The 14,184-nt window shown below is 53.0% G+C and carries 7 protein-coding genes and 2 pseudogenes; 6 read left to right on the top strand and 3 right to left on the bottom strand.

The window, feature by feature from the left end; translation table 11 throughout:
- The 4 genes from QC815_RS16705 to QC815_RS16720 form a co-directional block, all read left to right on the top strand.
- A partial coding sequence (locus QC815_RS16705; protein ID WP_310541130.1) for a beta strand repeat-containing protein occupies positions 1–1,435 on the top strand: 1,435 nt, incomplete at its 5' end.
- Positions 1,436–1,533: 98 nt separating this feature from the next.
- The gene (locus QC815_RS16710; RefSeq protein ID WP_310541132.1) at positions 1,534–2,310 is read left to right on the top strand and encodes a SapC family protein; all 777 of its coding nucleotides are present in this window, start codon (positions 1,534–1,536) and stop codon (positions 2,308–2,310) included.
- Positions 2,311–2,491: 181 nt separating this feature from the next.
- Positions 2,492–5,023 carry a beta strand repeat-containing protein gene (locus tag QC815_RS16715; RefSeq protein ID WP_310541134.1) on the top strand — a complete coding sequence of 844 codons (2,532 nt, stop codon included), beginning with the start codon at positions 2,492–2,494 and terminating at the stop codon, positions 5,021–5,023.
- A gap of 194 nt (positions 5,024–5,217) precedes the next feature.
- Complete coding sequence (locus tag QC815_RS16720) at positions 5,218–5,532, top strand: hypothetical protein (RefSeq protein ID WP_310541136.1); 315 nt, start codon at positions 5,218–5,220, stop codon at positions 5,530–5,532.
- Between the two features lie 370 nt (positions 5,533–5,902).
- On the opposite strand, the gene flgK is transcribed toward QC815_RS16720, so the two are convergent.
- Both flgK and QC815_RS16730 read right to left on the bottom strand, forming a co-directional pair.
- Positions 5,903–8,629, bottom strand: a complete 2,727-nt coding sequence (gene flgK / locus QC815_RS16725) for a flagellar hook-associated protein FlgK (RefSeq protein WP_230447468.1) — start codon at positions 8,627–8,629, stop codon at positions 5,903–5,905.
- A gap of 170 nt (positions 8,630–8,799) precedes the next feature.
- Positions 8,800–9,401, bottom strand: a pseudogene (locus QC815_RS16730) (IS30 family transposase); the annotation flags it as partial.
- A gap of 304 nt (positions 9,402–9,705) precedes the next feature.
- Here QC815_RS16730 and QC815_RS16735 point away from each other — a divergent pair.
- Positions 9,706–12,447: a DUF4214 domain-containing protein gene (locus tag QC815_RS16735; protein ID WP_310541139.1), complete on the top strand. Its 2,742-nt coding sequence runs from the start codon at positions 9,706–9,708 to the stop codon at positions 12,445–12,447.
- 185 nt (positions 12,448–12,632) lie between these two features.
- Here QC815_RS16735 and QC815_RS16740 read toward each other — a convergent pair whose 3' ends face one another.
- Positions 12,633–12,836, bottom strand: a complete 204-nt coding sequence (locus QC815_RS16740) for a hypothetical protein (protein WP_230447470.1) — start codon at positions 12,834–12,836, stop codon at positions 12,633–12,635.
- A gap of 415 nt (positions 12,837–13,251) precedes the next feature.
- On the opposite strand from QC815_RS16740, the pseudogene QC815_RS17405 reads away from it, so the two are divergent.
- Positions 13,252–13,758: pseudogene (locus tag QC815_RS17405) on the top strand (DUF4347 domain-containing protein); the annotation flags it as partial.
- Between the last annotated feature and the right edge of the window lie 426 nt (positions 13,759–14,184).

Below are 14,184 nucleotides of genomic sequence, written 5' to 3' on the forward strand. Positions count from 1 at the left end.
CGAGACGTTGGCAGGCTTCACCAAGGCTGTTGTCTACAACGTTGAAGGTACTGCAACCGAGGTGGCTGATGCTCTAGGCGGTACTGCTGAAACACAAGCAGGCATTAACGATGCAGTTGACGTGTCTGCTACTGGCACAGCCGATGTATCTCAGGCTGAAGTTATCGCAGATGCTAACAATTCTGGCGGCACTACCTATGACGTCGCTGATAGTCTCACTAGTGTTTTAGGCGGCGCCGCTAGCGGTGCTTTGGCAGATACCGCTGCCGAAAAGAATGGTTTGACAGGTGCAGCGTCTATTACGATTAACGATATCACTGCTGGTAATGAAACTGTTACGTTCAACAATCTCGAAAGTGATCTGGCAGCCACGACCATCGACTTCACCGATGATGATTTAGCAACGCTGACAGCGGGCGAAGTTACTACCATAACAGGTGCGGGTCTAGCGCTGACTGACGCTGATGCCATCACCGTGACCGGTGTGACTGCTGCCAATGCAACTACCGTTGCTGGCGTACTTGCTGGTGATAACGATACCGTTGAGTTCGTTGGTGGTGCAGTAGAGCTGGCACAGGCTGACTTCCTGACTGTCGCGGGTGCTGCTTCGTTGACCGCAGCTGATGCCATCACCGTGACCGGTGTGACTGCTGCCAATGCAACTGCCGTTGCTGGCGTACTGGCTGGTGATAACGATACCGTTGAGTTCGACGGTGGTGCAGTTGAGCTGGCACAGGCTGACTTTCTGACGGTCGCTGGTGCTGCTTCGCTAACCGACACCGACGTTATCACCGTGACTGGTGTGACCCAGGCGGAGTTCGAAGCCGTTACTGACGAGCTGGTTGGCAATGACGATATCGTGGACCTTGGCGAAGCCATCACATTGGCTCCTGCCGACTTCATCGATGCGTTTGACACGAAGGGCATTAGTGCAACGACTGGCGATGAGATCACCGTCGATATGGCTAGTTTCGCTGCCACTGCTGGGGCTATCGATATTGCAGGCACTGCCGCAAACGACACCTTCGATTATGCTGGTACCGAAACTAACAAAGGTGTCACTGGCTTTGGCGGCAACGGTAGTACTGACACTATCGATCTGATCGACGCCAACGCTGCTACGACGCTGACCGAAGCTGATGGTTCTAACAACTTCGCTATGGCCGACAATGCTGTGTTCTTCTTGAACATCGGTAGTTCTGGTGACGTAGAACTTAGTGGCCAAGTTGCAAATGCTCTGAATACAGCGTTCAGCGACGATGTCGATATGACTAACTCGTTCGTCGTGATTGCTGACGACGACAGCAGCGCCATCTATGCAGTGTCTAACACTTCTGGAACTGGCATCGATGATACTGATGGTGATCTCAAACTAATCGGTACAATCGATTCAGTACTGATGGCGGGTAACATCGCTGTTGACACCGTTGCTTAATCCCACTCCCTGAGTGAGATGCCTATCCTCGATAGGTAAAAGCCCACAGAACCCCCGCCTCGGCGGGGTTTTTGATTCATAACTTTCAAGGAGATACAGTGACCCAGTGGGTTGCGCTTTCGAAAACCGACCACGCCGATACCCTTTGCTGGCCCCGCGACGGCTACCACTTCGCCAGCGACCAGCAGGTGGTGCCAGTACTACTCGCCGAGCTTGGCAAGTTGCTGCCGTACTACGCCCTGGGCTTCGTGAAAGAGGGCGAGCGTTACCAGCCCGTGGCCATCACCGGATTGGGCCAAGGCAATCTGTACCTGCATCCGCAAGGCAAGTGGCTTGGCAACTATGTCCCCGCCGCGCTGCGCGGTTACCCGTTCCGCCTGGCCCACCAAGACGAGCAGACCATCCTCTGCGTGGACCACCTCACCGACGAGCCCTCGGCCAAGACGTTGTTTGATGACGAGGGTAACCTCGCCAAAACCGTGTCGGATACGCTGGAATTTCTCAAGCAGTGCGAACAGAGCCGCCAGGTGACCCACGCCTGCGTGCAAAAGCTCGCGGACGCCGGGGTGATCGAAGCATGGCCCTTGCAGATTGGCCGGGGCGAAGGGCAAGACCCTTTGCACGTCAACGGTCTGCACCGCATCAGCGAACAAGCGCTCAACGCCCTGGATGCCGAGACCCTGCACGGCCTGCGCGGCGGCCCGCTCTCCTTGGCCTATGCCCAGATGCTCTCGACCCACCAACTCAGCGAACTGACCAAGCGGGCTGAGCTACTGGCACAGGTTGGCGGTACCAATGAAGTCCCCGAGAACCTGGACAGCGTGCTGGACGGCATGGGCGATGATGACGATCTGATGTTTGATTTTGATAGCTGAGGGCAGGCGACAAAAGTCACGCTGATTGTGAGTAACGTTAATGCCGCTCCGTGCGGCGTTTTATGTTGCTAAAAACGGGATAGTAGTGCCAATGGCGTAACTGTCAGTCAACGCTTTACTTTGTTAGGTTGGCTTTGAAGTGGATTAATCATTGCTTCAATCAACAAAAAGGAAAGGCGTCATGGCAACGGCGGATATTCAGAAAGTTTACTTGGGCCTGCTTGGTCGCCCGGCGGATGAGGAAGGGCTGGCCTATTGGAACGAAGAGATCGAAAACGGCACGCTGACGCTGGAGCAACTGCGTGCAAACATTGTTAATGAGCAGCCCGAGTTTGCCGACGGCCCAGGCCAACTGAGCCGTGCTGATTTCGTCACCCAGCTTTACGCCAATATGTTCGGCCGTGAGCCGGATGACGCCGCTGATTACTGGCTGACCGGGGACGGGGCGAGCGTCAATCTGGATCAACTCGTCATGGCGTTTACCGATGGTGCTTCTGAAGAGGACACCGTGGCATTAAACAACCGCGCGACCGTGGCTCAATTGATTACCGATGCAGGCCTTGCCCTGGAAGGCGACGCAGCCACGATTCTGGAAGGCGTGACTAACGACCCCGATACCGTAACAGCTGCCCAGCAGACGGTTGAAGAGCGGGCTAGTGGTGAAGAAGAATCCATCAGTGGTGGTGGCACCGACCCTGTTTTCGATGTCAATGAAGATGGAGACACAGGTAATTTCAGTATCGGAAATGAATTTGGGGATGTGGCAGTTACTTTAGATTCCGGTAATCTTATCTTCACGCCGAATGATGGTGAGGCATTTACCATTGATGCCGTTCAAGTCGATACACTCACTACTGACGGCATTAACTTAAGCTTCACCAAAGCGGTGTTGGATGAAATTACCTCAATTACAACCATGACTGAGGGCAGCATTAGCTTGTCCAGTGCGACGTCAACTGACCTCAAAACTGACTTCGCCAAGTTGTCAGCAGGCGGTTCGCTTAACGTCTCGGCAGATGAAGCTGTCAAGATCGCCAAGGTGGATTTGGATTTGATTGACAGCCTGAAAACGACTTCAGGTGATATCACACTGACCGGTGCCACTAACGAGGATCTTTCAGCGGACATTGCAAAATTGGCCCCGGCCGGCTCGATTAATATTGAGGCGGTGGACGAAAGCCTCACGGTAACCGAGTCACAGCTGCTTGCACTGGCATCCGTGAGCGTGACGGGCAATAGTTTAATCAACCTGACCGAAGCCACGGCAGCCAACCTTGATAGTAATCTTTCCAAGCTAACGGCTACGCCCGGTGTCATCAATGTGGCGCTCGCGGGAAATGACGACCTGTCGGGTTTTGATTTAAGCAGCATTGGAACGCTTACCTTGTCAGGAACTACGGTGTTAGATCAAGCCTATGCTGAGATGCCTTCGGTTGATATTAACGCGTCAGGACAACAGATTACGCTGGCCACAGAGGGGGAGCTGGCATTGGCTTCCGGTCAAGCGATTGATATCGTAAACCACGGTGCCTTGGAGCTTGCAGGCAACAACACTACCTATGGGATGACGGTTTCCCAGCACAGCGGCTTCACTTCTATCATCGGTAATGAGAACGACATTACACTGTACGGTAAAGGTGTTGTGACAGGCGCAAGTGATGTTACGACTTACACTCTGAGTAACTATGATGCGATCCAGCTCACATTAGGCAGCCTTGGCCAAAATGTGGATGCAACCTCTATATCCGGTGCTACCTTAAACTTTGATATAGCGGGAAAATACAATGGCACAGTTGAAACGCAGGAATCGGACGCGCTTAACGTTATCTATAATGCTGATATTAGTGGTGTGATTGCGGAAGGAATAGAGGGCGGGGCCTTCAATGCGGATACGCTGGCAATCTATGGCTCCTCAGGCAACTCTGTTTCTATGACGGGAGCGCAACTTGGAGGTTTTACAAACAACATCACTGGAACCGGTTCATTCAGACTGACGGATGCGTTGTCTGGAGGCGAACTAGACAATATCACCCTGCCACATCGTTCATTGATCTATATGTTTGACAGCACGAATGTGCTGACTACAAAAGACAGTTTAGTCGCCGGTAATGATTTACTGGAAATTTTCGCAGGTGGCCCGACTGGGACTCACCCTTTGACCTTCGACGGTTCTGCTGAGACAGGTGGCGCATTTACCGTGTTAGGTAGTGCTGTAGATGACCATATTACTGGCGGCGCTCGCTATAATGTTATTACGGGCTATGGCGGTGCAGACACCTTGGTTGGTGGATCAGGCCAGAACATCTTTGTCTACAACGAGGCTAGCGATTCAAGCGCTGGCAGTTATGACCGCATTGTTAATTTCAGCGCTGATACTCCCGACAATAACAAGATTAATGTTCGACTCGTTGATTTTGCTAATGACGCTGAAACAGTTGAAAACGTAAATAATCAGGTCTCGGGAAGTGTCGATACTGAGACATTGGTGACTGATTTGAACGTTCTACTCAACGTAGCTGGTGGAGCAGGTTACGATACAGACCAAGCGAATGATGTTTCAGCAGCTCTTGTTGAGGTAAATGGGGGTGACCTCTCAGGGAAAAAATTCCTTGCCATCGACGTCGATGGCAACGATGAATTTTCGGCGGATGACCTATTGATCGAAATTACCGGTATTTCAGGCACATTTGATCTTGATAACTTTGCTCAATGATGCCGCTCTCGAAGTTGAAAAACCTATTTTGAGGTAGCTCAAAACGCTCGTCTCGTCAGGGAGTAGGTAGACCTTGGGTGCTTTGTGTATTTGAATAACGCGCCAGTGCCGCTCTGTGCGGCGCTTTATGCCTCTACCTGATGATTTCCTTGCCTTTACGGCATAAACGCGGCCCTGTGGCCGCTGTGAGCTGTATGACTGCTTACCCTGACTCCGAAGGCTCTGATACGGCGCCTATCCCTCCGGCTACCCGCACGGCTTTGTTAGCTGAGCTTGCGGCTAACGAGCACCTGCTGTTCGAGCCCATGACCCAGGCCGGCCTCGATAGCCTTTACGCGCTGTACGACCAGTGGCAGGCAACGTTGGGCGACTCCCCCGATGCTATCGCGCTGTGTGACGCCTTGGATGATTTCATCGGCGCCTGCATCGAAGACGACGGGGCAGGCAGTGATAGCGTAGAGCAGGCTTATTTCACGCTGGTGGACACGGTGAATGAGGGAGGAACATGAGCCCGTCAGCCAATCCTTTAATAGCGTTCTATCGTGGCGAGCGTGCTGATCATCAAGGGCGCACCTTGCAGGATCTCTGATTATTACCCCGTGCTGGCTGGAACACACCCACGACAACATCCAGTGACTGTTTCTGATTCCCGAGGCGGGCGCTTCAATGACTTCGAGCCGCTACTGGATGAGGCAGAGCAGGCATCTTGTGCCGAAGGCGAAACGCTTCGGACTATCCAGCCCTAAGATTGAGCTGTATTAACGCGCATGCCGCCCTAAACGGCGTTTTATGCCACCACCTGACAATTTCCCTTCCTTACCTCATAAATGCGGCTCTATGGCCTTGATGAGCTGCTAAAATAACAATGTTATAGATAGGTTAACCTCTTAGCCCAAGAATTGTATCGAAGATAGTAGAAGCCGTATCAATCACCCTAGCATTTGCCTGATAGTACTGCTGATAACGGATCAGGTTAGCAGCTTCTTCATCCAGGTTAACGCCGGATTCAGATTGTTGCACGGCACGCAGCTGATCGGTGAGCCCTTGACGTGCATCTAGGTTCACTTGGGTGATATTGGTGCGATTCCCCACGTCACTTACCATGGCGCCGTAAGCCCCGCTAAACGTCGCATTATCACCAACGGTGTCTTCACTTTGTAGGTTTTGTAGCGCTAACGCATTGCGGTTATCACCGGGCCCCGTGGTGCCTGATAACCCTGTAAAAGTCACGCCACTTGTCGTGCCTTCGCTTGGCAGTTCATCGATGGTGAAACTTAAAACCGTTTCTCCCGTGGCATCATCCTTGATGGTGAGTCGATCACCTACCGCTAGCGTATCGCCTGTTGCGTTGTTTACGGAGAGCACATTATCAATTTCGGTACCGTCTTCCTTAAACACACTAAATACACCGTCAGGCGGTGGGTCATTGGGTACCGAGCCTGCATCGGGTGATACGAAGAGGTTATTTTCACTGTCCGCACCAAAGAAGCCTAGGCTCAGTGAGCCATCATCTGCTGCCTTCACGGCAAAGCTTGGAGGGCGGTAGTCGCTGTCCATTTCCTTGAAGCCGGGCGCTACGTCAATGTCGCTGACTGTTAGCTGATCCTGCACGCGGCCGATAGGGGTGTTGTCGGGATTAATGCCGCCAGTGGTTGAGGCGCCGGGCATATCATCCCAAGTAGCCTTGATATCAAATTCACCGTTACCCGACACTAGCAAAAATAGAGGCTCTTTTACGTTATCAATATTTAATTTCTCTTCCCGATAGCCCGTATCTGTACTTAGATTGTTAGGTTTAGTATCAAATCTATTGCCATCACCTGTATAGGTAAGCTCCATACCCGCATAATTTAATGTTGCAGGATCTGAGAGGTCTGCGGAGTATTTATCCTTACGGTTCAGAAGGTCGTTGTTGTTGTAAGTCGTTCCTTCATTAAACCCGTTTGTTAGAGTAAATATATTTGTTTCTACATCTTCTGCTGATGTGATTGAGATTCCATCAGCATTATTTTGCCAAGTATAGTCTGCTTCGGTACCTTCCCAAGTCGAGGGATCAGCATCCGTTCCTTCAACTGGCGTGCCTATTAGATGCTTGCCGTCTCGGGTGAAAAGTTGGATGTCATCATCTGCTCCTCGGTCCTTGAGATGGATTTCAACATTTTTTGCACCTGCTGGGATAAAGGCGATAGGCTGCAGGCCTGATTTCAACGTTTCCCAGTCCCCTTCATTTAAAACATCGCTAATTATTTTAGTTTCACCTAAACGCGTTGTGCTCTGCGATTGAAAATCGACTGTGGAGTAGGGCATGGGGCGCACAGGGCTTTGAGCGGCGGCGATCTTGTCCAGGTCGTTGATTCGCACGTCCATGCCTGCGGCGGCACGGCGTACTGGCTGTACTTCAAACGTATCCCCCTGTGATGGCGGGCCATCAAACGCCATGGTAATGCCGCCAAATGCCAGCACTTCGCCATCCCATTCAGTACTTACTGTCTCGCCGCTGTCTTTTCGGATGGCAGTAAACGTGCCGTTGTCATAGCGAACCTGGTAATCCGTTGCGCGCAGGTCATCGACGCGTGTCGGATCGAAGGCAATGGCGTCGACCTTCGCGTTGTTATCGGGAGAGCTGTAAGCCTGAGGTGCACGAATCGTAAAGAAGTTCTCACCTTGATCACCGTTTAGATCCACCCCCTGCTTGTGCTGCTCGTTGAAGGCGGTAGTTAACGACACAGCAAGCTGCCCGATTTGATTCTGGGTTTTATCCAGCGATTCTTCGCGGAAGCGCATTAACCCGCCGAGGCTACCGCCGGTAATCACGTCTTCTTCAAGGGGAACTACGTTGCCGCCGCCATCGCGATAGCCAATCACAGTACGTTCTGGGTCGGTTTCGGATTGCAGTGATGTGAGCTTGAATGCGTCGGTGCCGGTGACCAACGGCTGCCCGTTGGGCAGGCTGACGTTGTAAGTCTTGCCATCCTGAATGTTGAGGCGCGAGTCCATGCGATCGCTTAATTCGCTGATCAGGTGGTCACGCTGGTTGAGCAGGCTGTTGGGGGCTTCGCCGGTACGTGCACGAGCCAAGGCGATTTCCCGGTTTAGACCGGCAACTTGCTGGGTAGTGTTGTTGACCTGAGTGATTTCGTCTTTGATCTCACTGTTGATATTCTGCTGCATGTCCTGCAGGTAGCCATCAAAGGAGCGGAACTGAGCACTAAGCGTTTGGGCCGACCCGATAACGCCTTGCCGTGAGGCAGGATCTGAAGGCGCGCTGGCTAAATCTTCTAAGCCAGAAAAGAAGTTTTGCATTAATGGGGCCAAACCAGCGTCGCGATCGGCCAAAAGGTTATCGACTTGCTCGACTTGTTGCGCGTATTTTTCTAATGCGCTGGATTGGGTGCGTGCATCGTTGAGCTGATCGGCGACGTAGCGGTTGAATTGACGCTCGATATCATCAACTTGAACGCCACGTGTGCCCGCTGAGCCCTCGCCGAGCAGTGTCACTTCACGGTTGAAGCCGGGTGTATAAACGTTGCTGATGTTGTTGCTCGTGGTATTTAAGGCGTTTTGTGCCGCATTCAGCCCGCTCAAGCCAGTCGAAAACATGCTCATTGCTCAATGTCCCTATCGTGTTTCTTAGCGCATCATTTTGGCAAAACATACTTTATTTAGGTGGGCCGTTAAAGCTAAATCTAGTGAATTATTAATTTTACCCTATCCGAACCACGGCGGCTTCAAGTTCCAAGTGCAACGCTATTGAATAGTGCTCGGATCGGCGACGGATTTCTATTGGAACCCCGCTGCCATGGGCTATGCGGGTCGGCAAAGTAGATCGCTGTTCCCGTCTTCTGAGTGATCTCGGCATGGTTCACCATCTCTTTGCTCTGGTCATAGGTCATGGACAAGCGCGGGGAGCGCGTCACCTCATACAGCCGGCAGAGCTGTTGTTGGCACCGATGATGAGGTCACCCTCCCAATGGCCAGGTATCAGGCGGTCTTCGATCGCAGGGGGCCGCAGATGAATGCTTTCTAAATCTGGAATCTGTTGTCGCCTATCCTTGCCACGGCTGCGAGGGCGGCGTTTACCTTTACCCTGGCGCAAACAGGCAATCAGCTTCCTCTTGAGCGAGCCGCGCGGCATGAGGTAGAGCGCATTGTAGATGGCTTCGTGCGAGACGTGGCGGTTAGTGTTATCAGGAAATATACGCTTCAGTGTGCGGGCAATTTGCTATGGTGACCAGTACTTGCGCAGTAGGTGGACCACCAGTTCTCGTGAAATAGTACCGGGCGCACGCCCCAACTGACGGACGATAGCGCGAATCGAGTGGACCAGCATGATGGCGGCTCGATCTTCAGCAGAAGGATGGTGGTAACAATAAGTCATGGCAATACCCTACCTGATAGGTTAGGTGTTGCGCTTATTCATTGAGACCGCCAACCGATGAATAAGGCTGCTTTAGGTAGTTGAAAGGCCAAAATGGCCCGGTGTTACAGCCTGAGTGCGGTACTGGCTGAGGTACTATGAGAAATCCAGGCTAGGTATCGTGCGGATGAATGGATGGCGCCAATAGGTATTTCGAAAGTGTCTCAATGTTACTGAACGTCAATGATAGGTAGTGTCGTGTTTGCTAGGCTAGTGGTGATAGATCATATGCATCGAGATTACCAACGCAAGAAGGTTAGCTGGTATGGCAACGCAAGATATTCAAATCATTTACCTTGGCTTACTGGGTCGTCCCGCTGATGAAGAAGGCTTGGCGTATTGGAATGAGTTAATAGAAAGCGGCACGCTGACGCTAGAACAGCTACGTGCCAATATCGTTAACGAACAGCCAGAATTTGCCGACGGTCCAGGCCAACTGAGCCGTGATGATTTCGTCACTCAGCTTTACCTTAAATTGTTTGGCCGCGAAGCCGATGATCAGGCCGACTACTGGATAATCGGCGAAGGCGCTGGGGTCAATCTGGATCAACTGGTGCTTGCCTTTACCGAGGGTGCCTCTGAAGAAGACATCAATGCACTCGATAACCGTACCACGGTGGCCCAGCAGATCACCGACGCAGGCCTGGTAGAAGAAGGTGAAGCGACAACGCTACTGGAAGACGTGACCAGTGACCCTGAGACGGTGACCGCTGCCGAGCAGGCGATTGAATCGCTTGAAAATGATGATCCCCCCGTTTCGCCACCTACCCCTACACCTCCCTCGCAGACCTTCGAGTTATCGGCCGATGGCATTGTGACCGATGCGACCGATGGCGCTGATGTGGTGACCGGTGGCCCTGGCGATGACGTCATTCGCGCCAGCCAGGATGCCGACGGCAATGGCACGGCGGATGACCCTCAATTTGAAGTGGGGGATGTACTGGACGGTGGTGGCGGAACGGATCGCCTGGTGGTGACGGATGTGGATCCCGGTACGCACGACCTGCCCGCGTTGCGCAATGACACGGCGGCCGCGAACATCGAGATACTCGACATCAAGACACTCGACGAGGGCGTGGCACAATCGCTGCGGATAGACGTTGCCGACTACAGCGATGACCTGACGGATATTCGCATCACCGATGGTGATAGCCAGGCGGATGATGTGGAAGTGAACAACCTGGCCGCCGACATGACGATACAGGCCAACAGCGATCTTGGCACCCTGGATATCGCGGGCTATCGCGCTGGCGTTTCTGAGCAAACGACCACGCTAGCGCTGACCGGCGGCGTGACCCTCTCGGACATTGACGATACCAGCGCAGCTACCGAGTCGCTGACCATTGAGTCCACCGGGGAGAAGGGCAATACGGTCACTGACCTGGGTGATGACGGACGCTTTCAGGGAGCGGATATCATTATTACCGGCGATACAGCGTTCGCGATCGACCTCGGCACAAGCGATATCGAGACGGTCGATGGCAGCCAGGCAACCGGGGGGTTGACGCTGAAAGGCAACCCCAGCGCGACTACGCTCATAGGCGGTGCAGGCAACGATACGGTTAATGCTGGCGGGAACGACGTTGCAGCAGACGCTTCCGTCAGCCTGGGCGCTGGTGACGATGTCGTGAGCAACCTGGGGGCAGTGGCCGAAGAGGCGTCTTTCGATGGTGGTGAAGGCACCGACACACTGCCGCTTCAAGCGGTGGCGGCTGCCAATGTTGGTGCGTTCAGCAATTTCGAAGTGTTCGACGTCAACGCCCTGAACAAGACGTTCGATCTGAGCATGTTGTCGGCAGGTAATGATATTCAAGAAATCGTTGGTTCGGGTGCCACGGGGGCAGGTGGTGAATTGACTCAGGTTGGCGCTGGCGTTGGTTTCCGTGCCACGGCTGATATGGGCACTGCAAGCGACCTTGTGCTGACGCAGGCAACAGCCGGTGAGTTAGCTGTTACTCTGGATGTTGATCAGACACCAACGGCTTCCGCTTCGGATGATAACAGCGCTAATGTGGGCGTTGTGGCCACTAACGCGACCAGCGTAAACGCTGTCTTTGATTCTGAAAGCGTCAACGCAATCGATGGCGGACCGATCACCAACGTGCAGACGATTGGTCTGACAGTTGGCAACGATGACGCCGCCGTTGCAGGGGGGGCAACCTCTATTAACGTTGACTCGGGTGGTGAAAACGCTGAGAACGTTCTGGTTGTTGATGACCAGACCAGCGACGCTAACGGTGATTCCGTTCTTACGGCGTTGACCATTACGGGCGATCAAGACCTTGATATCAGAAATTTCAGCGCGACGTCTGGCAATGACGGTACCGCTATCGAAACGGTCGATGCTGGCGCGTTTACCGGTGATCTGCGTGTCGATCTGGGAGCGCTTGCCAACGTTGGTGATCTGACACTCAGTGCGGGTGCAGGCAACGACAGCATCGACCTGTCTTCCCTTGCGACTGGCTACGCCGGTGAGGTGTCTATTGCACTGTCCGCTAGGGCAGGCAACGACCTGATTACCCTGCACGGTTCGCCTGATCGGGTGGGGGGCGACGCTATCAGCATTACCAACTTTCAAGCCGGAAACGACGGCGACAAGATTGCCATAGAGAACAGTACCGTAAGCGGTAGTTTCGATACCAATGCCTTCGGCTCGGTAGAGGCTACTCCTGATACGGGCGTTACATTAGGTTCAGGCGATGCTGACGCTGGTCTGGTCATGATAACGGGTGAAAACGCTGGTTTGGATAGCCTCTCTGATGCAGACGTCCATGAATACCTGGAGGACTTCGATGGTAATGGAGGTTTCAACGACGGTTACTTAAGGCTAAGCCAGAATGACGACGTTGCTTACGTCGCGGTTGAGTATGCCGGTGATACAGGTATCTATGAGGTTAGCAATAGTGCCCCTCTTGGTAATGGTCTCAGCAACGCCGATCATCTGGTGACGCTGGCCGGTGTCTCTACGGACGACCTGACCGCCGACAACTTTGCTTCTTTTCTATGAGTAACCGGTAGCAATTCTTCTCAATGGGTAAAAGCATCCCATCGGTGGCCTTTTGGTACACACCTGAGCGCGCAAGCCATGGCGCAACCCCACTGCGCTTCCATGACTGGCGCCACAGCTTTGCCTGCTTTCTGGTCGGTGCCGTGGGGCTCTGAGCGTATCGAGGTTGCCGCTTGTCGCCCCTGCTAGTCGGTTGCTTGGTGAGAGCGGCAACGTGACGGGGGGGATTCATCGATGCTATCAGCAAGTTGCAGCTTGATGACCAGATGATCGGATGTAGGTTGGGTAATCTGTGCTTCATATTGCTGGTCAGCGTCGCGCTCAAAGCGCTCCATGACGTCGATCAGCTCATCGGCCAATGCCTGTTTTTGTAACTTTGTCAGGGGCATAGTAGATGTCCTTATTCATGAACGTTAGTACAAGCGGCTAAGCGTTGTGCGTCCCATTGCTACCATGTCGTTGTCGTGGTGCGGGCAGATACCGTTTCCATGCACGATGTGTCTTTTCATTAAATCGTGTGATAAGACGTAAGCATATTGACTATTTTAGTCACAAAAAGCGTTAAGGAACCGATGAATAATGCTGCTTGAGGTAGTTGAAAGGCCAAAATGGCCCGATCACCGTTTCAGCGAGCCATATCTGGTCACTTGATCTAAAAAGCTACCCCTTTACCTGCCTCAGCGTGCATGCCAACCCCCATTTTGGCATTGTTTTTCCATTTAGCCGCAGACTAAAATCATCCACTATCTCCGTAAAATACCAAGATAAACAAACGCTATAAGCAATTAGCTGGAGGCGACGTCCATGCAACTCGGCCCACATGAGCGCGCACCGACGCGCGAGATCGCATTCTTCACTGCGGATGTGCAAGATCGGCAAACCCTGATCAATGGACTACGCCCCGGCGTCGCGCATCACATTCTCTCACCCGAGGGTAACGGCCTCTCTGAAATCGCGACTGTGCTGGCGGGCGAGACGAATATAACAGCACTGCATATTGTCTCGCACGGCGCACCGGGTGAAGTGTTTCTGAGCGCAAATCGGTTGTCAGGGAGAACGCTGCAATCTGCCTCTCGAACCTTTGACGAGATCCGGCAGACATTGTCGGGGGATGCGGAGGTCATTCTTTACGGCTGCCGCGTCGCTGAGGGTGAGGCGGGTGCCGCTTTTGTCGAGGGTCTTCGGAACAGTCTGGACCGAGACGTGGTGGCATCTGAACACCCTGTCGGGGCGGCCGAGAAAGGCGGTTCCTGGGGAATTGAACCGATGCGGCGAGAGCTTGCTTTTCAGCTTGAGGCTCAAGTCTCTTATCAAGGCGTTCTTGCCAATGCGACCTTCGGTTTTGAAGATGGTCTAATGGGAGTCAACACGAAGTCGATAACTGGCACAGAGACAGCCGGTGCGCTTACCGTCACATCAACTGACCTTAACATTGTGAGGGCCAGCGATTATGGCGTGGTTATCAATGGGATGGAATCTATTGCTACGGATTTCGGTACTGGCTTCGAGTCTTCATTGGTTTTTTATTTGGAAGGCAGCAATGTTTTCGACCTGACATCCATTAGTGTGGGAGACTTGAGTGGTTCGCTCGAAAACCTGACGCTTTCTGCGAATGGTAATACGCTACCATTTTCGGTTATGGCTAGTGAGACGAAGACGTTTGATGTCTCTGCGGACCCGGGGGCGGCAAACTTTCAGGGAATATCATCCTTCACACTGACGCCGAATGATGGTCAG

The sequence above is a fragment of the Vreelandella gomseomensis genome (assembly GCF_031451645.1).
Classification (GTDB): domain Bacteria; phylum Pseudomonadota; class Gammaproteobacteria; order Pseudomonadales; family Halomonadaceae; genus Vreelandella; species Vreelandella gomseomensis.

What these genes read in the sequence shown, in the direction of transcription:
- QC815_RS16715 (WP_310541134.1), top strand. Translation starts at nt 2,492, where the DNA reads ATGGCAACGGCGGATATTCAGAAAGTTTACTTGGGCCTGCTTGGTCGC.
- QC815_RS16720 (WP_310541136.1), top strand. Translation starts at nt 5,218, where the DNA reads ATGACTGCTTACCCTGACTCCGAAGGCTCTGATACGGCGCCTATCCCT.
- flgK (WP_230447468.1), bottom strand. Translation starts at nt 8,629, where the DNA reads ATGAGCATGTTTTCGACTGGCTTGAGCGGGCTGAATGCGGCACAAAAC.
- QC815_RS16735 (WP_310541139.1), top strand. Translation starts at nt 9,706, where the DNA reads ATGGCAACGCAAGATATTCAAATCATTTACCTTGGCTTACTGGGTCGT.
- QC815_RS16740 (WP_230447470.1), bottom strand. Translation starts at nt 12,836, where the DNA reads ATGCCCCTGACAAAGTTACAAAAACAGGCATTGGCCGATGAGCTGATC.